At 43.9% G+C, this 20,332-nt stretch carries 18 protein-coding genes; 5 read left to right on the top strand and 13 right to left on the bottom strand.

The annotated features are described in order from the left end of the window. Positions 1–7: 7 nt before the first annotated feature. A complete protein-coding gene (locus tag RQP52_RS05775; protein WP_315950009.1) occupies positions 8–478 on the top strand; it encodes a hypothetical protein in 471 nt (156 codons plus the stop codon). On the opposite strand, the gene RQP52_RS05770 is transcribed toward RQP52_RS05775, so the two are convergent. Beyond that, positions 475–972 carry a hypothetical protein gene (locus tag RQP52_RS05770; RefSeq protein ID WP_315950008.1) on the bottom strand — a complete coding sequence of 166 codons (498 nt, stop codon included), beginning with the start codon at positions 970–972 and terminating at the stop codon, positions 475–477. The two genes, RQP52_RS05775 and RQP52_RS05770, sit on opposite strands and share 4 nt — an antisense overlap. Before the next feature lie 58 nt (positions 973–1,030). Here RQP52_RS05770 and RQP52_RS05765 point away from each other — a divergent pair, with 58 nt between their 5' ends. Continuing rightward, positions 1,031–1,657, top strand: coding sequence for a hypothetical protein (locus RQP52_RS05765; protein WP_315950007.1), 627 nt, complete (start codon positions 1,031–1,033; stop codon positions 1,655–1,657). 36 nt (positions 1,658–1,693) lie between these two features. On the opposite strand, the gene RQP52_RS05760 is transcribed toward RQP52_RS05765, so the two are convergent. From RQP52_RS05760 to RQP52_RS05725, 8 genes are all read right to left on the bottom strand, one after another. Beyond that, positions 1,694–2,467, bottom strand: a complete 774-nt coding sequence (locus RQP52_RS05760) for a sugar phosphate isomerase/epimerase family protein (RefSeq protein WP_315950005.1) — start codon at positions 2,465–2,467, stop codon at positions 1,694–1,696. A 125-nt stretch (positions 2,468–2,592) separates the two neighbouring features. Further along, entirely contained in the window at positions 2,593–3,606 is a 1,014-nt protein-coding gene (locus tag RQP52_RS05755; protein ID WP_315950003.1) for an alpha/beta hydrolase family protein, read from the bottom strand. Between the two features lie 48 nt (positions 3,607–3,654). Then, positions 3,655–4,470 carry a phosphotransferase family protein gene (locus tag RQP52_RS05750; RefSeq protein ID WP_315950001.1) on the bottom strand — a complete coding sequence of 272 codons (816 nt, stop codon included), beginning with the start codon at positions 4,468–4,470 and terminating at the stop codon, positions 3,655–3,657. Between the two features lie 124 nt (positions 4,471–4,594). Then, positions 4,595–7,636 carry a family 43 glycosylhydrolase gene (locus RQP52_RS05745; RefSeq protein ID WP_315950000.1) on the bottom strand — a complete coding sequence of 1,014 codons (3,042 nt, stop codon included), beginning with the start codon at positions 7,634–7,636 and terminating at the stop codon, positions 4,595–4,597. 309 nt (positions 7,637–7,945) lie between these two features. After that, complete coding sequence (locus RQP52_RS05740; RefSeq protein WP_315950401.1) at positions 7,946–8,599, bottom strand: M48 family metallopeptidase; 654 nt, start codon at positions 8,597–8,599, stop codon at positions 7,946–7,948. A 98-nt stretch (positions 8,600–8,697) separates the two neighbouring features. Further along, complete coding sequence (locus RQP52_RS05735) at positions 8,698–8,877, bottom strand: twin-arginine translocase TatA/TatE family subunit (RefSeq protein WP_315949999.1); 180 nt, start codon at positions 8,875–8,877, stop codon at positions 8,698–8,700. Positions 8,878–8,906: 29 nt separating this feature from the next. Beyond that, a complete protein-coding gene (locus RQP52_RS05730; protein WP_315949998.1) occupies positions 8,907–10,115 on the bottom strand; it encodes a ZIP family metal transporter in 1,209 nt (402 codons plus the stop codon). A gap of 19 nt (positions 10,116–10,134) precedes the next feature. Beyond that, a complete protein-coding gene (locus RQP52_RS05725) occupies positions 10,135–11,178 on the bottom strand; it encodes a multicopper oxidase domain-containing protein (protein WP_315949997.1) in 1,044 nt (347 codons plus the stop codon). 290 nt (positions 11,179–11,468) lie between these two features. Here RQP52_RS05725 and RQP52_RS05720 point away from each other — a divergent pair, with 290 nt between their 5' ends. Next, positions 11,469–12,122, top strand: coding sequence for a DUF1796 family putative cysteine peptidase (locus RQP52_RS05720; protein WP_315949996.1), 654 nt, complete (start codon positions 11,469–11,471; stop codon positions 12,120–12,122). Between the two features lie 63 nt (positions 12,123–12,185). Here the strand turns inward: RQP52_RS05720 and RQP52_RS05715 are convergent, their stop codons facing one another. From RQP52_RS05715 to RQP52_RS05705, 3 genes are all read right to left on the bottom strand, one after another. Beyond that, positions 12,186–13,889 (bottom strand): ABC transporter substrate-binding protein, encoded by a 1,704-nt coding sequence (locus RQP52_RS05715; protein ID WP_315949995.1) that lies wholly within the window; start codon positions 13,887–13,889, stop codon positions 12,186–12,188. Positions 13,890–13,988: 99 nt separating this feature from the next. Continuing rightward, complete coding sequence (locus tag RQP52_RS05710; protein ID WP_315949994.1) at positions 13,989–14,924, bottom strand: carbohydrate ABC transporter permease; 936 nt, start codon at positions 14,922–14,924, stop codon at positions 13,989–13,991. Positions 14,925–14,936: 12 nt separating this feature from the next. Then, positions 14,937–15,842 carry an ABC transporter permease gene (locus RQP52_RS05705; protein WP_157326415.1) on the bottom strand — a complete coding sequence of 302 codons (906 nt, stop codon included), beginning with the start codon at positions 15,840–15,842 and terminating at the stop codon, positions 14,937–14,939. A 169-nt stretch (positions 15,843–16,011) separates the two neighbouring features. Here RQP52_RS05705 and RQP52_RS05700 point away from each other — a divergent pair, with 169 nt between their 5' ends. Next, complete coding sequence (locus tag RQP52_RS05700) at positions 16,012–17,757, top strand: sensor histidine kinase (RefSeq protein WP_315949993.1); 1,746 nt, start codon at positions 16,012–16,014, stop codon at positions 17,755–17,757. Beyond that, positions 17,754–19,199, top strand: a complete 1,446-nt coding sequence (locus tag RQP52_RS05695; RefSeq protein ID WP_315949992.1) for a response regulator — start codon at positions 17,754–17,756, stop codon at positions 19,197–19,199. Before RQP52_RS05700 ends, RQP52_RS05695 begins: the two co-directional genes overlap by 4 nt. Before the next feature lie 53 nt (positions 19,200–19,252). Here RQP52_RS05695 and RQP52_RS05690 read toward each other — a convergent pair whose 3' ends face one another. Further along, positions 19,253–20,329 carry an NAD(P)H-dependent flavin oxidoreductase gene (locus RQP52_RS05690; protein ID WP_315949991.1) on the bottom strand — a complete coding sequence of 359 codons (1,077 nt, stop codon included), beginning with the start codon at positions 20,327–20,329 and terminating at the stop codon, positions 19,253–19,255. Positions 20,330–20,332: the final 3 nt, after the last annotated feature.

The raw sequence follows: 20,332 nt of genomic DNA, 5'->3' as shown, positions 1-20,332 counted from the left end.
AATAATCATGAGGAAATTTTTCAAATCCCTATTTCATAAGCGGTCATTTGCTGATCAGCTGGAGACTTATCTCGAAGCAACGGTGTTAAAGTGGAAAAAACGCATCAACCCTATAACGAACAGAATCGGATTTGGCATTTATTTTTACAAGAACATCACCATTAATTTAAATCGCCTGAACAAGGAAATATTGGAAATTGCCCAGGATAGCGCTAAACTTTCGCACTTCAACAAAACCACATTTCCCAGTTTTATATCCGTCGTCGACGGCATCCATACAAGGATGTTCACGCATCTGCCAAATCACGTCATTCAACAAATTACAACTTTAGTTAAAATGCTCCCAGGTTTCAAAGAGCTGCAATCGATATCACGAACTTATGGGTACATATGTGAACTACAATACAATCAAGGAAGAGTATTTTTCGGCTCCTTACAGATTCACTTTATTAAAATAGAAAGATTGGCTATGCCTTAATGGGAGGCATGGCTGGCGTCCTGCCTTTTTTGAATCGCATGCATGCCCATAATGACAGCCACTAGTTCATAACTATCCAATTCCGCAGATTGGTTTCTCAGTGTAAATGCTCCTGAAGAAAACCATCCGTTTATTTTCTCGAAATGAGCGACAAGCACGCCTGAGGAATCGGATATTTCATATTCTTTTGAAAATGCCGGGGAGGTGATGTCATAGCTGCCTCTCCCTTGCGTTTCATACGTGAATTTTTTGGAAAACATGGCAAATCGGCTTCGCAGAACACCGGCCAAATTCCCACCCGGATGCGAAACCTCCCATTTTCCAGACAAGAACGGAAATCCTCCTTTGTAGAGCAGCCGATCATCTACGCCATACACATCGATTGCCGAACCAAAGGAGCTCTTTAAATCCAGATGCCCCATGTTTTTTTCCTCGTTGTCCAAAATCTCCGTAAAACCTGCATTAAAGAAATTATCACGAAAAAATAAATTCATTTTCTCTCCTCCTTCAGTTAAAATCATCTAACAGGATGCAGAAAGGAAGTTTGTGAATATGAGACACACGACTTCAACAGTCCCAAGAGCAGCTGTTCGGGGATCATCACTGGGTGTTATTTTCATGGCGTTATTCGGCATGCTTTGGGCAGGGATCGGGATTGGCGGGCTTCAGGGCTGGGGTTCCACTTGGCTGATCATCACGGCTGTACTCGTTGGTGTAACGCTGCTCTCAAGCGGCATTTCGCTGCTTGTTGCCTCCAAGCAATTATCACAACCAGCCGATTCCGATACACGCCGCTGGAGACGTGTGTGGATGTGGTTTGGTATCATTTTCACCATAGAGGGTGCGGCAATTGGAGTCGCTAGCGCCATATGCACCACTGCAAACCATTTTAATCTGCTTTTTCCCGTAATGGCCATTATCGTAGGTGTTCATTTCATTCCGCTCGCACCGTTGTTTCAGATCAAAGCTCACTATGTAACAGGAACACTTCTTACCTTGCTTGCGATTGTTACCCTTCTGTTTGTTCCTGAACATGCAGTGCTTGACGGGCATCCCGTCATTACATGGTGGCTCGTTGTCGGTTTTGGATCCTCACTGATTCTTTGGGGCACAGGATTAATGATCTGGCTTGTAGGCAAGAGATGGGTAGCTGCATCGCTAATTAACAAGGAACAATAGCGTTCACCCAATAAGTGAGTGAACGCTATTGGTTTCTTAGTAAGCAAATACTCGTTTCATAAAAGCTAAACTGTCACGCTGATCTGTTTCGGGATCTCGGACTGTACATTCCGCAGAAATCATTCCTTCATAGCCCGAAGCTTTCAGCGCTGTTACGAACTGTTCATAGGGATACTGACCTGTTCCCGGTGAGAATCGACCTGTATCCGCTAAATGGATATGTTGCAGCCATGCTTTGTTGTCGATTAGCGTTTGAAGCGATTCTTTCTCTTCATCCATATGATAAAAATCCGCCAATACCCGAACAGACGGGTGATTTACTTGTTTCGCGAAACGAACAGCTTCGGAGACACTGTTAATGAGGTTAGTCTCTTTTTTATTTAACGGTTCAATCACCAACGTTACGCCAGTCCCGGCAAATTCTTCACCGATACATGACAACAGTTGCATGAACTGCTCCTCTGAACGGTTTCGTTCCCAACCTTCGGGAATGTTACGCGATCTTCCGCTCCCCAGAACGACATTTTTGGCTCCGACTTGATTTAGCGCCTTAGCCGCTTTGTGTATATAACGTTGGAGACGCTCCTGATCTACCTCTGGTCCAACAACTTTTAGATCGCCAGGGAAAAAAATGTTAAATGCCCGAACAGGAAGCGGGCTATTCATGAACAAAGGCAATCTAGCCGCATATTCCGTTTCATTTTCCAAATTTAAAGAAACTAGCGCACATTCTATGTAATCAAAACCCAAATCCTTCAATTTCTCAGCCTGTTGAATCTCACTGCACCAACCAAAGGTATACATAGTCATCCATCCTTCTTACGTTCAATTTGTAATTAAAAAAGAACTAATGATAGCGCATACAAACCCTTGCTAATTATGACGCTATGAAGTGGAAAAAGTTGCTATTCTTCTCTTTCAGATTCCCAGGAAGCTCATGCCCAAACTCGTTCAAACCAATCGTAAGCCACTTTACCCGAAATCTCATGAGTGCCCTCAAAAAGATCTAAGGTTAATCTCTCTTCTGCCTCTAAAATCTGATAAATGCAGCGAATCTGCTCATATGCCTCCATGGTTGCGTGTACAGGAAAAATCGGGTCGTCTTTCCCTGATTCAATGAGAAGTGGCCTAGGAGCAATCAAGCCGATAAGATCCGGCATCTCAGCTACAAGTGACAGACCAGGCACATAATTGTCTATGCAGTGATGAATGGAAAGAATACTAGCTTGAAAAGTGTTCGCATACCCACTTACGACAGCTGCCGTTATGCGATTATCAATGGCCGCAGCGAATGAGCAGACAAGTCCCCCTCCGGAAATCCCCATACATCCAATCCTAGCGGCATCTATATCATCACGAGTGAGTAGATAATCTACACATCGTAGAGCTTCAAACACACGATAGCCAGCCATCGTTTGACCCATTGCCAAGAGGGATGTAGATAGACTGTGACATGAGTTTGCATCCTGCTTTTCACCGCTCAACTTACGATCACCAAAGCCTAACAATTCTGGTGCAACAACGATAAAGCCTTTATTGACAAGCTCTACGGCGAAATCTTTCTGATAGCCCTTGTCTCCTGTTTTTTCCTCACCCTCTATCGTTAGACCCACAATGTCCTTGCTGCCATATCCATGTCCATGACAGGCTATAATGGCTCCCGCCTGCTCTTCGCGTTCTTTCGGAATAAGTACGTAAACGGGCATGTAGAGGTCAGGATACGTCTGAATTTGAATTCTTTCTCTTGTATACGTGCCACAATCCACAGATTCCAAAAGCTCGAGACCAAGTTCGGGAATCTTCGCTGGATAACCACCTAACAACTCAACAAAACGCGGACGTAAACGCTCATTCCAGTTCAGCCATTCCTCCTGTGAACTTGCTTGAAACTTTTCGGATGGCGTTACACGATCGTACAGATGTTTAAAATAGTGATCCGGGTTCCACATAACAGCCAGCACCTCGTTTTCAATTTGAAATTAACACCGATGGACTGATTATTCTCTCAGCTTTAAGCGATCTCTTATCATTGACCTCAGCTGTTCTTTCTCCTCTTCGGGAATCCATTCTGTTAATCTAGCTGCAGCAACCGGCAACATCCAATGATCGATCTCGTCCAATCGTAGATTGGAATGGGCAAGATAATAAGTTAAGTACACTTCCCCCATCCTTTTTCTCATTGCTTGAAGTTGATCCTTCACATGGCTCGGAGCAGCCTCTGGGAGTGTACCATATCGGAATAAAAGCAAAGTGCGTGTAATATCCCCGGCAGGATGGCCACTCATCCCCGTCATCCAATCAATGATCCACCTTTTCTCCCCGACCATGGCGTTATCCGGATGAAAATCACCATGGCAAACACGGTTGCCGTTAGGCAGGACTTCAAGCATTTGAAGGATGGCATTTTTTTCATCCGTTGAAAGCTGAGGAGCTTGATGAATGTTATATGCTAGCACTTCCTTTTGTTTGCGAAAAGGCTTGCCCCTCTCATCGGCAGGGACTTCACAACGATGAAGCGTGACATGCATGTCAGCTAGCATTTCTGAAAAATCATCCAGCTCTTGTGGATGCTCTACCATTTTCTGAAGGAGCGGCTTCCCTTCAATGTATTCAAAGCTAATGCCAACTCTTCCATCAATCTCTACGAACTCGTTTGCTCTCGGGACAGAGATGCCAAGCGATGCAACTTGTTTCGTGATCTCATATTCGTAGATGATTGCCTCTTTCGGAAAACCATTGCGGTAAAGTTTGATTACGCTTTCATGATAATGTTGGAAAATCTCGGCTGTTCTTCCCTCTGCTATTCGCTTCATCCCGTTTTCCTCTCTTTTTGACTTGTTTCCTTATTTTAACATAGGATCAACGCTTGAATCGATATAAAAAAGTTCGTCAAACCAAAAAAAGACCGCCAGGCTCCCTGACGGTCTTACTTATCATTTATTCGAACATAGCTCTAGCAATCACCGCAAGATCGTTAATATCAATAACACCATCTTTGACTAAATCAAATTGCTTGACCAAGTTCCAATCTGGGCTTGATTCCGTTTTACCATAGTTCGCAGCGGCAATTGCGATATCACCGACCGTTACTTTGCCATCTCCATTGACGTCTCCTGAAGGGCTGGTATTTGCGGAGCTCGTAAATGCTTGCAAAGCCTGATTCAAGCTGCTTGTTGCTTGATCGATTTCCGCCTGCGCAACCGCGTTTGCGGCAACCGTAATGGCAGTATTGATAGCTGCTTGCAAAGTAGCTTTGGAACCTGTTGGGTATTGTCCCGGTGCACTACCTTCAACAGCTGCTTGTAAAGTTGCTTGTGCTTGAGCAATTAATGTATTCAACGCTTCTTTGTTCAGTTCATCAGTGCCAGTAACTTTCACGTTATGTGTAACAGAGTTCAGTGAACTCTCTACACCCGCTGAGTTAGCGATTTGCACGGAAGATAGCTGAATACTTGCACTAGCTGTTTGTTTAAGAGCTTTCCATGTTAATTTAAGCAGTCCTCCATCCGCGGAAACGGCATGATCAGCGCCTAGGCTTGCCAACAAAATACGTACTTTTCCAGGCACATCCTTATTCACTGAAACGACTTCAAGACCTGTTTTCAGTGATTTTGCTGAATCAAAAAGGAAGGTATTCGCATCATAGCTGAACGTTAAATCCTGTGCGAAGATAGCATCGGACGAATTCGTCGAAACATGCGCCAGTCCATAGTTCACATCAAAGTTATTGCCAACTGCAATTTGAGATACACCTGTCAACGTTCCTGTTAATTCAGTCGGTTCAGTTGGCTCGGTCACATTTGGTACGTCTGCCTTATACATCGCTAAATAATCCAAATTGACATTACCGATACTGCTTTCATCAATTCGGTAACTAATGACATTGTTACCCGCTTGTAAGGCCAAACGTTCAGAACCTGTAAACCATTCATCCCAGCTAATCTCTGTTTTGTCCGGAGCAATCGTCTTCACATGTGCACCGTTGACATAGACATTGATTTTTGCTCTTGAAGGCAATTGAACGGTAGGATTCGTAGTCGATTCCCCATTCACTTGTTCCCCATATGCGTATCTTACACCTACGATATAATCCCCTGCTTCAGCCGCATTGACAACAAAATTCGCTTCAGCCCCTGATTTCTTGGGCAAATGAATATATCCCGTTCCTTGGAAGTTCAAATGGCTATTTTCTTTCGTGATATCACCTAACAGAACAGCATCTTCGGCTTGATACATATCTCCTTGTCCCAAATCGCCTGAAGGCAGGTTTTGCCACTCATTCGGAGAAACAGGTGTACCAAAGTTTGGCGTACCATCGGCATTCCAACCGAATTTTTTAATATTGACCTGACGCCACCAGTTACGCCCTGTATCTTGATACACCCGTGAATGATAAACCATCCAATCTTCCGTACCATCTACGGATTTTACAAAGCTTGCTCGAGCTGGTCCTGATACATCACTTGTGGATACGAAAACATCATTCTTGCGCGTCCAAGAACTCGGGTTTAAGAAGTTTCCATCCGTATTCATAAAATAAGATAACCGGTAACCGTCTGATGCATAGTCACCCTCGGACATCGTGATGAACACTTTGCCGTCACGCTGCAAGACACGAGGACCTTCCCCGCCTCCGCCAGGCAAAAATGACCGGTCAACGGTGATGGTGTAAGGATTATCCATTGGAGCAATTGCCGGACCGATTGGTTCTCCGGAGCCTAAAGTACCCCAGACGGCGTAGAGCTTCCCTTTATTTTCAAAAACCGTAAAATCGTTCGCTTGCTTATAGACACCATTTTCACCCGCATAAAGAGCACCTTTGTCAACATAAGCCCCTTGAGGATCATCCGTAACGGATTGCAGAACGGTCGCCATGTGCTTGTAATCGTAAGCTTTCAAGTCGGCACAGTAGTAAATATACCATTTGCCGTCAAAGAAGAAGATTTCCGGAGCAAAAATCCGCGTTTGTGTTCCTTGCGAATCAAAAACCAGCTTCTTTTCCCCTTGGTCTGTGAGGGTCCGGGATTTGGATACATACACTTTATTCTCAGAATCTAGGTTACTAGAAGAAACGAAGTAATAATAGCCGTCTTTGTAAGTTACAAAGGGGTCCTGCCCTTGATAAAGCGGATTGTTAAATTTGTTATGTAAAGATGAACTTGTGACACCCATTTCTTTCATAAATGCGGAACGAGCGATGGATACGTTTTCAATTCCTTGAATTAGCGCTTCAACCTTATCACGGTCATTCATTTGTGCGCCATCAATCGTATTCAGCAGCTCTTCAGCCGTTTGTTTCGCAGTCTGGAGATTGGTTCGATCACTTGCAGTTACTTTATCTCCAAAATTGTCGGCTAAATAATCCAACTTTTGAATTTCTGCTGTTAACTCGCTTTTTTTTGTTACCAACGTACGGTCTGCCGGCAAGTAAAGGGCTGATTCAGGAACGATTTGTCGCTGCTGACTTGCACTTTCCCATTCCATCTTGAGCCAAGTACCGCCCCAACCTTGTAAATATTCAACTTTGATATCATAGTGTTTACCGGCCTCCAAAGAGATAGGAACGCTATCTTGCGGTTTTTCCCAAGTTTGCTGCCAGAAATCAATGATCAACTGCCCATTAACCCAAAGCCGAAACCCATCGTCACCAACCATATGGAAGGTATAATCTTCTGTGTATGCAGGAACTATTGTACCTGTAAAACGAGCTGTATTATAATCAGGTGTTCCAGAAAATTGATTAAAAATACTACTAAATGAATCCCCATTCAGATTGCCAATAGCTCTTGATCCACGCAGATCATCGAATTTGAATACGGTGATATCTGTTCGATTATCAGGATTCGGCACACATTTAAAGAAATCCCCCATTAATCCATGTCCATCCGAAATTGGATCTGCAGCACGAGCATTCATAGGCAAATTGATCGTACAGGCAAATAAGATAAAAGCCATAAGTATCCCTATTACTTTTTTCATCGGTAATCTCCTATTCTCATATTCGTTTCTACTCCGTGGATATTCTGCTAACGCTCCGAGTTAATGCAAGAAACAAAGCCAGCAGCCTCGTTGCCTAGTGACGCACACCGCGTTACCTCCTTCCCCTTTCTTGCTGCGTGTTTTTAACTTATCATATTTTTAAAAATATAGATTTGTAATATCCCGAGCTTTTTTACAATTATCCTCCCTTTTTATGTAAGTGGGTGAAAAGGCACTTATTTCGAGTACAAAAACAAAAAAAACTGACGCCGATTACGTTCGGACGACAGTTTACTTCTGCGAAATTTCCTAGAGCGTCATAGCTTGTCCATATCTGGCCAGGAACTCTTCCTTCTCCTTGTAATCGGGCATCACGCTCCCTACGCGCCTCCAGAAGGAGCGATCATGATTCATATGGGTGAGATGACATAACTCATGGATGATGACATAATCAATCACATCTATTGGAGCCATAGCTAAACGGTAATTAAAAGTTAATTTTTTGTCGGAGCTGCAGCTTCCCCATTTGGTTTTGGACTCCTCGATTTCAATCACCTTCGGTTTTACCTTTAATTGCGTTTGATAAATCTTGATGCGTTCGGCAATGATTTTCTTGCAGCTTGAGAAATAGAACTTCTTAAGATTTATTTTCAACTCTTCCTCATTAAGCCCGGTAGTATCAATTAACTCATGGAGAAAATGATACTTTCCAAGATGAAGGAACTTCCCTTCCTCTTGATACTCTTTTGTTCCAACAGTTTCTTTTAATTTCTCTATAAGCTTTAATTTCTCTACAATCTGTTTGCCATATTGTTTTACAGCATTCATAATGGTTTCCTGGCTTGTATCATTAGGTGCTTTCACTGTCATGTAGCCTGTGGGTTCGATGTGAATCGATATTTTTTTTCTAACCCCATATACGACATGAAACTCAATTGTCATACCTTCAAACTGAATCTTCATCCTGATCATCGGTCCTTTACTTTCACTACGGTACCTCCTCATTTTAACTTTTTCATGAAAAAAAGACCAATCCCCTTATTGAGGATCAGCCTTACTCTTCACTCGCTTTTTGGTTTCTCTTTGGTGTCTTCTTCTAATAATCCCTTCGTTCCTTGTCTAAACTCCTTGATTGTAGTACCGAACGCACGACCCAATTGAGGCAGTTTCGTTGGTCCGAATAGTAATAAAGCCACTACTGCAATGATGATAACACCTGAAACACCAATGCCTGAAAGCATGATAACACCTACCTTCTACCCTTCATTTATTAAAATTTTACCATAAGCGCTGTGATATACATAATGAGAATCCCTGCCGACACCCCGCCAAAATTCAACCAAGAAACAGGTGACAAACTGCGCTTTTGAGATTCTTTGAGGATCATTTTGGAAATAACATAAATGACTTGAAGTATAGCGCCAGCGCCGATTCCGAAGAATAAAGCCGCCAAAGTATCATTAAATATGAATCCACCGACCCAAGTTCCGATGATGGCTGGCCCGCCCGCGATTAAAGCTAATGTAACAAAAGTCTTCCAGCTAGGACGATATTTAAGCAATGGAGCAGCGATCCCTACACCTTCTGTAATATTGTGAAGGGTAAAACCAATGATCAAGAAAGTTCCCAAAGCTGCCTCTCCGACAGCAAATGCGGATCCAATGGCAAGGCCTTCACCGAAATTATGCAAACCGATGCCTGTGGCGATTTTCCGGGACACTCTGCTTCCCTCAAGCGTTTTGCTGCTTAATTTGCGATCATTTGACTGGTCAACGGCGATCAAGAATAAACAGCTGAGCAGTGCGCCAAACCATACTAATCCAGTACCTTGGAACACATCAGGAGCTGCGGCTGCCATTTCAAACCCTTCCTCGAATGTATCAATGACAAGAAAAAATAAGAGTCCTATCGTCAAGGAAAGAATCACATGCATACCTTTCACCGAAAACCGGCGTAAGAAGGGGTACCATAGCAGACCTAACCCCACAGGAATGACACCGACATAAAATCCAATTAAGGCATATTGAACAAAAAGCTTTCCTGACGGAGTTGGCGTAGCTGATGCTGCTGCAACCTCACCTGTGAAAATCAATCCATTGGACGTGATTAATTTGATTTCATGCGGGTCCCCTTGCACCCACGGGTAGGGAATATGAATTGTCCCTCTCTCGAATCGTTGCAACGTGTCGGTCGGTGAAAACTCTGCATTCCAGAAAGCTCCATCAACAACGACTTGAGCAATCGTAACTTCCTCAGGTCCTGAGTTGAGAACCTTCACTTGAATGCCATCCTCATTCAGCGTGATCTTCTCAACGTTCACAACTTCAATCGGCGCAGCAGGCTCACTCTCTATGCCAGTACCAACTTTAGCAATCGTAGCGATGATGGCAATTAACAAAATGAGCGGGAGAATTCCCCATAAGATAGCTTTTAATGAAATGGATGACGTCTTGGTTTCCCTTTGATCTGTGTAACTCATTGAGCGATTACCTCCTTTCTTATTCAGCTATGAAGAAGCCCATCCAACCAAGCTCCGCAAATTCACTTTGATGGGCATGAAACATATATTTCCCGGAGGATGGAAACACGATTTCCAGAATACCGCGTTCCCCTTGGCATTGCATGATCGTATCCGTAAATTGAGGACGAGCCTCAGGGTCCGCGCCGGTTGCGTAATAGTTGAAAAAGTTCGCATGAAGGTGAAAAGAATTGATCAGATCGAACTCCGTCAGATTACTGAGATAAATACGTACAAGTTCTCCGACCTTCACTTTAATTGGTTCTTGTTGATAAGCAAAAGCATACCCGTTTACCGTGTATATTTCGTTTTCTCCATCGAGATCCAAATCAAAGCCGTTCATGACCATACTGAATTCTCGGGCTGCAGCTCTTGGTTTCTTCGGATCAATGATGAAATTCCCATATAGTCCTTTATGAATATGTCTTGCTAACGGAGCAACATGACAATGATACACATGCATGCCGGCTGGTTTGGCTTCAAATTCGTAAGTAAAAGTATCGCCAGCATTGACGGCTTCCAACCCATCCATATTCGTAGGATGCATGCCATGAAAGTGGATGGAATGCGGATGGCTCGTTGCATTTCCGAAATGAATACGAAGGACATCGCCTTCGGTACAACGAATGGTTGGGCCAGGAATTGTGCCGTTAAAAGTCCATCCCGGGAACTTAATGCCCTTGGCAATCTGAACTTCTTTCTCATAGGCGGTAATTTCATACTCGCGCAATGTTCTTCCATCGGGAAGTTGACTTACCTTGCCATAATCAAATGCTGTCAATGCCTTCTGTGCGGCTTTAAATCCTTCGGTAGCGTCATTACTTGGCACATAGCCATGCTTCATGCCTTCGTGCAGCTGCCCTTTCATCGCCTTATGAATGTCATGTTTATCCGCCACTAAGGTCGACTTTCCAAATAACGTGGATGGATTTAATAAAGCAGCTCCAATTACAGCAAAAGCCCCGGCACCTCCCATCTTTAAAAGTTTACGTCTTGAGATCTTATCACTCGAGTCACGCAGCATTGTTGTACCCTCCCCTATTAATATTGCTTGTTTACAATTATTTTGCACTAAGGAAACATTTTAAGTAAAAATTTTGTTTCCATTGGGACAAAAAGTTTGCCCAAGGAAACACTTTGACTTAAATATATGCTTTAACCTGGTTTTTGTAAACCATTTTTTTGTTAAGTATAAAAATATATTTATATCGCCACTGCAATCTGTGCGCCCCTATATTGCCCTATCTACTAAGATGTCCAATCAAAGTTAAACCATAGATCATCTAGTATATTAGGAGCACTCCAAGGGAGGGAATGGCATTGAAATTGTATGAAATAAAAGGTTCCTATGACGCAATCGTTAGTTTAGGCAGTGCTTGCAATCCGTCGCTTCAATTAAAACGTCACCAGTTGAGAACGTTTTCAGGTCCGCTGGATTGGCATGTATCTCTTTCCCTTTCTGATGTAAACCGTTTGTTGAAGAATAAATTCCATAACTTCATGGATTTGAGCAATATGAAATTAATAGATGGCGTTGCTCATTTATTAGATGACGGAGTCCCCATTCAGTCCGTAAAGTCGCATTTTGTAAAAGATACTTTATACAATATCCTTTCCGTTCATGATTTTCCGATAGACCCTAATCAACACTGGACGATGACATACCCCTCTTATCTGGAAAAAATGAATCGTCGAATAAACAGATTGCTGGATAAGATGCAAACTAGCCGAACCATGTTATTTGTTAGATGGGCCGCCAATTATGAACAAGCCGTTGAGTTGCAAACGGTTTTATCCGAAATGGTAAAGGGCCAGTTTACCGTCCTAATCCTCTGTCCAGTTGATGGCGCCAATGTGGTTTCGCTATTGGATTGGGGCATGGAAAGAGTTTGTGCCGTGGAGGTTCCTTCCGACCCTAATCGGAATGCAACATGGGATTATGTCTTCCAAGGGGTAAATATCAACTAGAAAAAGGAGTTAAGCATAGTAAGCTGCTTAACTCCTTTTTCACATCTGCACTAATGTTTACCGTTATTTTTTATACACCTTATTGTAAGCATCTTGGTAAATTTGGATGAATTGATCCATACCGGAATCTTTAAGACCTTTCAAGTAGGCGTCCCAATCCTTATCGATGCTTTTGGCGCCCATAATGAACTGCAGCATGGATTGTTTCACATAATCCGTAATAATCGGCTTTAATTGCTTAACCTGATTCGCTTGTTCATTCGTCAAGAAAATATCCGTCGGGAACTCTTCCTTCGGCTGATGCCCTTCGTACAATTCCTTCGTGGCCTTGTACAAACGTGTTTCCAATCCATCCATCGTATAGATATCTTGGCTCGCAGCATACGATGTTTCACGATATTCAGCTGAACGAAGGTTCGGTCCCATTTGGTTCCAGTGGTCGTTCTGCACTTGGCCAACGCCGTAAGAAGTTTCTTTCACCTTGAACTTAGCGGCAGTTCCACGCGTGTTTTTATCATTCGCATCCGCTTTCACCCAGTTGCGGTTTTCCTCTCCGAAGTTGGACAACGTCGTACCTTCATCCGAATAGAGATAATCCGCCAAACGAATGGCTGCTTCCGGATTTTTGTTTTTGTTCGTAATGGCAAATACGGAATTTCCAATCCCGATATAGTGCGCGGTGAACGAGGCTCCATCTGGTCCCGTTAGCGGAGCAATCGGATCATAGTCCTTATGGCGAGTTGCCGCCGGCGATGCATCGGTGAACTCACCGAACCAACCTGCCGGAATTGCGCCTGCAATGGCTGTGTCAGGGCTGTTCCCTTTCTGTGATAGCGCATCTGATTTCTGCGTAAATGCTTCCTTATCAATCAAGCCTTCCGAATACAATTTATTCAAATATTGCAATCCTTTTTTGAAACCTGGCTGGTCAACAGCTGTTCCCAGCTTACCGCCATTTAATACGAAATAGTTATTATCAGCATTAAAATAAACAAACGCGTTCATGACGAAGGTTTCAATATCCGTATGCCAGCCCGTTGGCGAACCGGTGAACGCGATTTCATCGGCTTTGCCGTTGCCATTCGGATCTTTCTCCTTGAAAGCTTTCAACATGTTGTAGAAATCGTCCGTTGTCTTCGGTGCACTCAGCCCAAGCTTTTGCAGCCATTTCGAGTTTACCCACATTTTGGCGGAGAATTGGCAGTGATAGCATTCATTGACTGAAGGTATCGCATAGATGTTGCCATCCGGCGCAGTAATTGCTTTTTCAAGATAAGAAATATCTTTGAATGCTTTTTTAATATTTGGCGCATATTGATCGATCAGCTTATTCAGCGGTAGCAAAACACCTTGTTGACCATATAACAACTGCTCTTCCTTCGTAAGATCCCCTGACATGAAAATATCAGGATAGTCTCCACTTGCCAGCAGTAACTGCTTTTTCTCTTTCAAGGCTGCTGCTTCGCCAGGTACAAGCTGCCAGTTCAAATGAATATTCGTCTTATCTTCCAAATATTTGGTAAACCAATTTGTATTCAAATCAGCAATATTCGCCGATTGCGGCGCGAAAGCACTCATGTTGATTTTATTTTTGGCGATCGGAAAGCCCGTTGAATTTACGTTGCTTCCTCCATCTGAACTTCCGCCTCCATTCGGAGTAGCGCTGTTCGGCTCGCCGCTGCCCGATGTGCAGCCGACCACAAACGTAGTAATGAATACGATTAGGGCTATCGATTTCCATGTTCTATTGGTTCTTTTCATCCCCATACTCAAACCCTCCTTGTTTGTCTTCGCCAATCCATCTTCGTGGGGGCAAACCGGAGTTATCCGCTGCCTCGCATCCCGCCTTTCATCCTTCACCAGGAATCAGCCTTTTAAAGAACCAATCAGTAGACCCTTCACAAAATGCTTTTGCACAAAAGGATAAAGAATAAGAACAGGCGCACTTGCAACGACAATAAGTGAATATTTAAGCAGTTCCTTCAAGCCCTGTCTCTCCGCTAGTTCCCTGACGTCTTTAATCATTGTAGGATCAATTGAGTTCAGGATTAGGATGTTACGTAAAATAAGCTGCAGCGGATATAAGTTAGCGCTCTTCAAGAAGATTAAAGCTTCGAAATAAGAATTCCAGTAGCCAATTGCATACATAAGCACTAGAACGGCAATGATCGGTTTAGATAACGGTATGACGATTCGCGTTAAAAATTTGAAGTCGCTGCATCCATCCAAATGTGCGGCCTCCGTTAGCTCGGAAGGAATCGACGTTTGGAAAAACGTCCTCGCCAGAATAACCTGCCAGACGGAAATCGCACCTGGGATAATCATGGCCCATCTCGTATCAAGCATCCCCAGTCCTTTTACTGTCAAATAATAAGGGATTAAACCTCCGCTGAAAAGCATGGTGAAAACAAACAAAGCCGTAATCACGTTGCGTCCATAAAAGTTTTTACGAGAAAGCGGATAAGCAGCGGTAATTGTCAACGATACGCTAATTAGGGTCCCTACGACCAGATAGAACAAAGAGTTGCCGTAGCCTTTCAAAATTTGCGGGTTCTGAAATACGGCTTGATAACCTCGTAGTGTCGGCTCAACAGGGAGAAGCCACACCTTGCCAGAAATAACAGCGGATGATGAGCTGAAAGATGAGCTAACGATGTAAATTAAGGGATACGCTACAATGACTAAGCAAATGATCAAAAACAGATAGACGAAGAACAGATAAACACGATCTATACTGCTTTCAACGATGCGAGTCGTTGATTTTCTTGATTTTAACGCTAAGGCTTGTTCGGAATTCATCATCTACACTGCCTCCTACCACAAACTTGTCTCGGAATTTTTCCTTGCCACATAATTAACAACGATGAGCAGCAGCAAGTTCACGACGGCATTAAATAGTCCGACCGCTGCGGAGAAACTAAAGTTCGCTCCGACTAACCCCATTTTGTATACATAGGTCGAAATGACTTCGGAAGCCCCAACGTTGATCGCATTTTGCATCAGATACACTTTCTCAAACCCTACGTTCATGATTTGCCCTGCATTCAAAATAAGCAAGATCACAGCCGTCGGCATAAGACTCGGCAAATCGATATGGATCATCCGCTGGAAGCGTGATGCGCCGTCCACTTTCGCCGCCTCATATAAGTGTGGATCTACCCCGGCCAAAGCCGCAATATAGATAACCGAAGCATAACCGGTAAACTGCCAGACATCGGAGAGCACATAGACCGTTTTGAAATACTCCGGCTTTGACATTATATTTTCGGCTGGAAAACCGAATTTATCGGCCAATAGATGGACAAATCCAAGTTGTGGCGAAAGGAACAGCATGATAATCGACACCATGATAACGGTGGAAATGAAATAAGGCGCGAATGTGACTAGCTGTACGGCCCGTTTAAACACGCCATTTCTTAACTCGTTTAAAGCTAATGCAAGAATGATAGGCGCAGGAAAACCTACAATTAGCGAGTATAGGCTTAAGAGAGCTGTGTTTTTAATGATTCGCCAGAAAATCGGCAGCCGGAAAAATTCAATGAAATGTTTGAAGCCAATCCAATCGCTTCCCCAAATCCCTTTGGTTACGACATAATTTTTAAAAGCAATTTGCACGCCAGCCATCGGTACATATTTAAAAATAAGCAAATATAGAAGTGACGGCAGAATAATTAGATAGAGCTGCCAGTTTTTCCTTACCATTCTCAATGCTATACTCATGGTAACTCTCCCTCCAAGATGCATTTAAATGTCTCATTTGTTTAAGCGCTTACAAGGACTATCATAATGGACTGTCGAACAAATTTATAGGGATCATTTTTAAGATGAACTGTCCATTCATAAGGTGGTGTGTCTCATTCCAAAGAAGCTTGCTTTCAACTATCAGAATTTGTCTATTGTAAAAAAAATGGCGATAGGCTACATCGTGATCATCTTTGTTCCGATCATCTCGTTCGGCCTATTCCTTTATAATCAGAACTATAATAGTTTCCTGGAAGAATACGCACAAGGCAGACAAAAAATCGTGAATCAAGTGTTAAATAATATAAGTATCAGCACAGTGCAGATCGAGTCCGCTTATCAACTATTCCAAAACAATTCCAATACGATCGCCTATTTAAGTGGGAATTATCGCACAGATTTTGAGCAAGTTTCCAACTTCTTGACCTATATTCGCCCTTTATTTTCCTATATCCTGTCATCCAATCGAATGATTGATGGGATGACGATTTACATGGAACAGCAAAATGGGATGATTTTCCGACCGGAAATGGCCAGAATGGATGAATTCAAATTAGGAGAAGGCATCCGAAAGCTTCCGCTAGGTGTAGGGAAATGGGTAACGTTCAGCAACGTATCGGATCCAAACATCGACCTCCATTATGTTCACAAAATAGGGAATCGGAATTTTGAGCAGGACATCGGTCTTCTCGATATTAAAGTTACCTCCAAGCTAATTAAACCACTGTTTGAATCGTTAAATTTGAATAGCAAAAGCAATCTTTATGTGCTTGATCAGGATCACCAAGTCATCTCGCGCATTGAGAAAATTCCACTAAATAAAGTTTCAGAAAAAGCGATATTGGACGACGCCTTCCAAACGAACATGAAGTACTTTTATCAAACTGTAGGCGGAAATAAAATGTTGATTGAATCCTTTTATGCTGACAGTTTGAAGCTGCATTTTGTTATGATGGAGCAAGTAGATGATGTCTTTAGCGGGATCAAGAAAAACAAATATGTACTTGTGATGATTGTAACGATCCTATTATTGACACTATCCGGAATGTACTACCTGATCGCAAGTTCGATTACGAAACGGATTTTGAAGCTTTCCAAGCATATGCGGCGTGTCGATGAAAACCACTTCCCCCTGTACGTAGGAGAAATTAATAAAGATGAAGTTGGGCATCTGACCTCCTCTTACAATGCGATGATCCGGCGAATGGACGAACTGGTCAATACCGTGCACCGCTCTGAAATGCTGAGGAAAGAATCCGCCTATCAAATGATGCAAGCGCAAATCAAACCTCATTTCCTCTACAATACGCTTGAATCCATACGTATGATCGCAGAAGCTAATGATGATCCGGAAGCGGCCGAAATGTCCTATACGTTAGGCAAGTTGTTCCGCTACAGTTTATCGGGATCGAAAAGTGAAACAACCTTGAAAGAAGAGGTTGAAAATGTCAAAGACTATATCAAAATCCAGCAGATCAGGCTCGGTGACCGGCTGCAAGTAAGTTTCATGATTGACGCAGCAATTGATCATTTTATCTGTCCCCACTATATTTTGCAGCCAATTATTGAAAATAGTATCGTCCATGGGATTGCTACCGTAAGAAAACAAGTTGCGCTCACCATTCGCATTTGGGAAGATGCTGCGTTCATGTTCATTTCTGTAAGCGATACGGGTGCGGGTATTGTGGAGGATCGATTGGCACGGGTTCAAGGGGTTTTAAATGGTAAAATGGATGCTTCTCACCTGCAGAGTGGCGGAGGCGGACTCGGCATCGTAAATGTCAGTGAACGCATCAAAATGTTTTTTGGCGAAGGTTCAGGTACCCAGATCAAGAGTAAACTTAACGAGGGAACGACTTGTTTACTCAAATTAGGCAAGGGGGCAGCACAATGAAGCTAATGGTTGTCGATGACGAACCGATCCTATTGAATGGCATTATCCGTATGATTGAGAAAGCGAACACCTCTTTTACCGAGATTGTCGGAGCAAGCGATGGCATTGACGCGCTGCACAAGCTGGCAACCTTTCAGCCCGATTTGATCCTAACGGATATTCATATGCCTGAAATGGACGGGCTCGCGCTTATTAAAGAAGTGCAAGCGCAACATTTTGGCAACCGCTTCGTTATTATTACCGGTTATGATGACTTTGCGTATGCTAGACAAGCGCTGCGTTACCAAGTCGTTGACTATTTATTAAAACCAATTAATAAAGTCGAACTGGTCGGCGTACTCGAAAAAGTTGAACAGACGATTCGGATCGAACAGCGCCAAATGAGAGAACATGACCTGCTGATGCTGAAGGAACATCTCCTTTATGATATGCCCTATGAGGACATGCCGCTCAAGCCGGAGCAGCTGCACACCCTTCTTCCTGATCCGTTTGTGACAATGCTTGTCTTTCAACCCGATGAAAATACGCCGATGTTGACAGCTGAACGCCTGAAGCAGCTGTGTAACCAACTTTCCGAGATGCCGTTCAAGGCTTATTCTTTTCAATCCCGATTTTTACGGCAAACTGTGGTTATCCTTAACGGGATGCATGTGCCAACAGAGGCAGAGCTGCAGGTTGCCTGTGGTGATCTGTTAGAGAGCAAAAGCACGCCATACATCGGACTTGCCATTGGCGGTAGCGGTAGAAAAATGGATATAGATAACTTGCGGGAACTGTACATGGAAGCGGTGGCTTCCATGCTGTTTAACCGGCACTTCGCCAACTGCAGCATCAGCTTCTATCGAAGAGATGCTGAACGTATGGGGCATGAATTGGCTCTTGCCCAAGAGAGCGATCGCATGATTGCTCTCGAACAAATCGCAAAGGAAATGCAGGCCCTGCACCTTCATTTGTCTGACTGTGATCACCAGCACATCAGACTTCGCGAGTTGGTTCTCAGTCTTGTTAGCGATCACAACCAAAAAGTCGGCACCATGTTCGATGTCGCAAATCACTCGAAACTTACAGGACAACTCCTCCCCTTTGAGCGGCGTCCTGAACACAGTCAGCCACATACGCAGGCTATCGATAAAATCGTTTCCTTTGTCGAACAAAACTATAAGTTGGATTTATCTCTCGATGTGGTTGCCGACCATGTGCAAATGCATCCGAATTACATCAGCATGCTGTTTCGCAAAGAGATGGACCTCACCTTCCTTCACTACTTACATACGTTTCGGCTTACCAAAGCCAAGCAGTTCATGCAGGATCATCCTGACTGGCCGATCAATACTATCGCTGAACTCGTTGGCTATGAAAATCCGCGGCATTTTTTCAAAGTGTTTAAAAAATTTGAGAACACCACGCCCGGACAATACCGGCTCGGAAGTTCATCGATCTAAAAGCAAAAAGAAGCAATCGGCAGCTTCCCCGCCAATTGCTTCTTAGTTTCATTTTACTTGAGAATCGAACTCGCCTGCTGCATGATCTCCGCGATGAGATCCCCGGCTTTCTCCCCGTCCGTCAACATTCTTGTCCCTTGTCCTGCCCATAAAGACATATATTCCGCATTCTTCTGGTCAGCCGAAGCATTTCGAATATCTCTTGTTATCGTATTCTGTGTAGGAAACGGCAACGGTTCAACGCCAGTCTCGTCCCATTGCCGAATAAATGAATTTACAATGCCTCTCGCAGGGCGGCCTGAGAATGCCTTGGTGATAACGGTGCTTTCCTCCGTACTTTTCAAGAGCGCTTCCTTGTACGCCACATTCGCACCTGATTCATAAGCGGTCAGGAACCGTGTTCCCATCTGAACACCTTGGGCACCAAGGGCAAGCGCGGCAACGAGACCACGTCCGTCCATGATGCCCCCAGCGGCAATAACAGGAATCCGAACTTGATCCACGATCTGCGGTACCAATGCCATGGTGCCAATATTGGCTCCCATCGGATGGCTCGTTATGTCAAAGGTTCCACGATGGCCCCCTGCTTCGCTGCCTTGAGCTACAATCGCATCGCAACCCGCCTGTTCAGCCAAGATAGCTTCTTGCACGGTCGTGACCATCGTCACGATACGTAAGCCAGCCGATTTGGCCTTCTGCCTAAGAGACTCTGAAAGAACGCCGAAAGCTGTGCTAATGACAGGCACCTGCTCTTCCAGCAATACAGCGATTTGCTCTTCGAAATAATCAGGCGTGCTGACGTTCTCCCCAGTGGCTTCCGCAATGCCAAGTTGGCCGCGCACCTTGTTAAGCTCCTGTTGAACAACTTGTGTTCTCGTGTTGTTGTCAGGCACTCGAAGAGCAAACAGATTGACTCCGAAGGGGGCGTCCGTCAACTGCTTTAACTCCCGGATGGCCACTCGAATCGCGTCCGGTGTCATATACGCGGCTCCTATCGTGCCGAGACCCCCTGCATTGGAAACGGCCGCTGCCAGATTCACAGTGCCTGGAACCCCTGCCATTCCGGCCAAAAATAGGGGGTATTTGATTTTAAATAGACGGCAAATATCCGTTGTAAGTTGAAGGCTCATGTT

It is taken from the genome of Paenibacillus violae (genome assembly GCF_032461945.1).
Classification (GTDB): Bacteria; Bacillota; Bacilli; order Paenibacillales; family NBRC-103111; genus Paenibacillus_E; species Paenibacillus_E violae.
Note: the sequence above shows the minus strand (reverse complement) of the source record. Positions and strands in the feature narration are given on the sequence as shown.

What these genes read in the sequence shown, in the direction of transcription:
- RQP52_RS05725 (WP_315949997.1), bottom strand. Translation starts at nt 11,178, where the DNA reads ATGCTGCGTGACTCGAGTGATAAGATCTCAAGACGTAAACTTTTAAAG.
- RQP52_RS05760 (WP_315950005.1), bottom strand. Translation starts at nt 2,467, where the DNA reads ATGACTATGTATACCTTTGGTTGGTGCAGTGAGATTCAACAGGCTGAG.
- RQP52_RS05715 (WP_315949995.1), bottom strand. Translation starts at nt 13,889, where the DNA reads ATGGGGATGAAAAGAACCAATAGAACATGGAAATCGATAGCCCTAATC.
- RQP52_RS05690 (WP_315949991.1), bottom strand. Translation starts at nt 20,329, where the DNA reads ATGAGCCTTCAACTTACAACGGATATTTGCCGTCTATTTAAAATCAAA.
- RQP52_RS05735 (WP_315949999.1), bottom strand. Translation starts at nt 8,877, where the DNA reads ATGCTTTCAGGCATTGGTGTTTCAGGTGTTATCATCATTGCAGTAGTG.
- RQP52_RS05755 (WP_315950003.1), bottom strand. Translation starts at nt 3,606, where the DNA reads ATGTGGAACCCGGATCACTATTTTAAACATCTGTACGATCGTGTAACG.
- RQP52_RS05695 (WP_315949992.1), top strand. Translation starts at nt 17,754, where the DNA reads ATGAAGCTAATGGTTGTCGATGACGAACCGATCCTATTGAATGGCATT.
- RQP52_RS05710 (WP_315949994.1), bottom strand. Translation starts at nt 14,924, where the DNA reads ATGATGAATTCCGAACAAGCCTTAGCGTTAAAATCAAGAAAATCAACG.
- RQP52_RS05765 (WP_315950007.1), top strand. Translation starts at nt 1,031, where the DNA reads ATGAGACACACGACTTCAACAGTCCCAAGAGCAGCTGTTCGGGGATCA.
- RQP52_RS05745 (WP_315950000.1), bottom strand. Translation starts at nt 7,636, where the DNA reads ATGAAAAAAGTAATAGGGATACTTATGGCTTTTATCTTATTTGCCTGT.
- RQP52_RS05775 (WP_315950009.1), top strand. Translation starts at nt 8, where the DNA reads ATGAGGAAATTTTTCAAATCCCTATTTCATAAGCGGTCATTTGCTGAT.
- RQP52_RS05720 (WP_315949996.1), top strand. Translation starts at nt 11,469, where the DNA reads ATGGCATTGAAATTGTATGAAATAAAAGGTTCCTATGACGCAATCGTT.
- RQP52_RS05740 (WP_315950401.1), bottom strand. Translation starts at nt 8,599, where the DNA reads ATGAAGATTCAGTTTGAAGGTATGACAATTGAGTTTCATGTCGTATAT.
- RQP52_RS05750 (WP_315950001.1), bottom strand. Translation starts at nt 4,470, where the DNA reads ATGAAGCGAATAGCAGAGGGAAGAACAGCCGAGATTTTCCAACATTAT.
- RQP52_RS05705 (WP_157326415.1), bottom strand. Translation starts at nt 15,842, where the DNA reads ATGAGTATAGCATTGAGAATGGTAAGGAAAAACTGGCAGCTCTATCTA.
- RQP52_RS05770 (WP_315950008.1), bottom strand. Translation starts at nt 972, where the DNA reads ATGAATTTATTTTTTCGTGATAATTTCTTTAATGCAGGTTTTACGGAG.
- RQP52_RS05730 (WP_315949998.1), bottom strand. Translation starts at nt 10,115, where the DNA reads ATGAGTTACACAGATCAAAGGGAAACCAAGACGTCATCCATTTCATTA.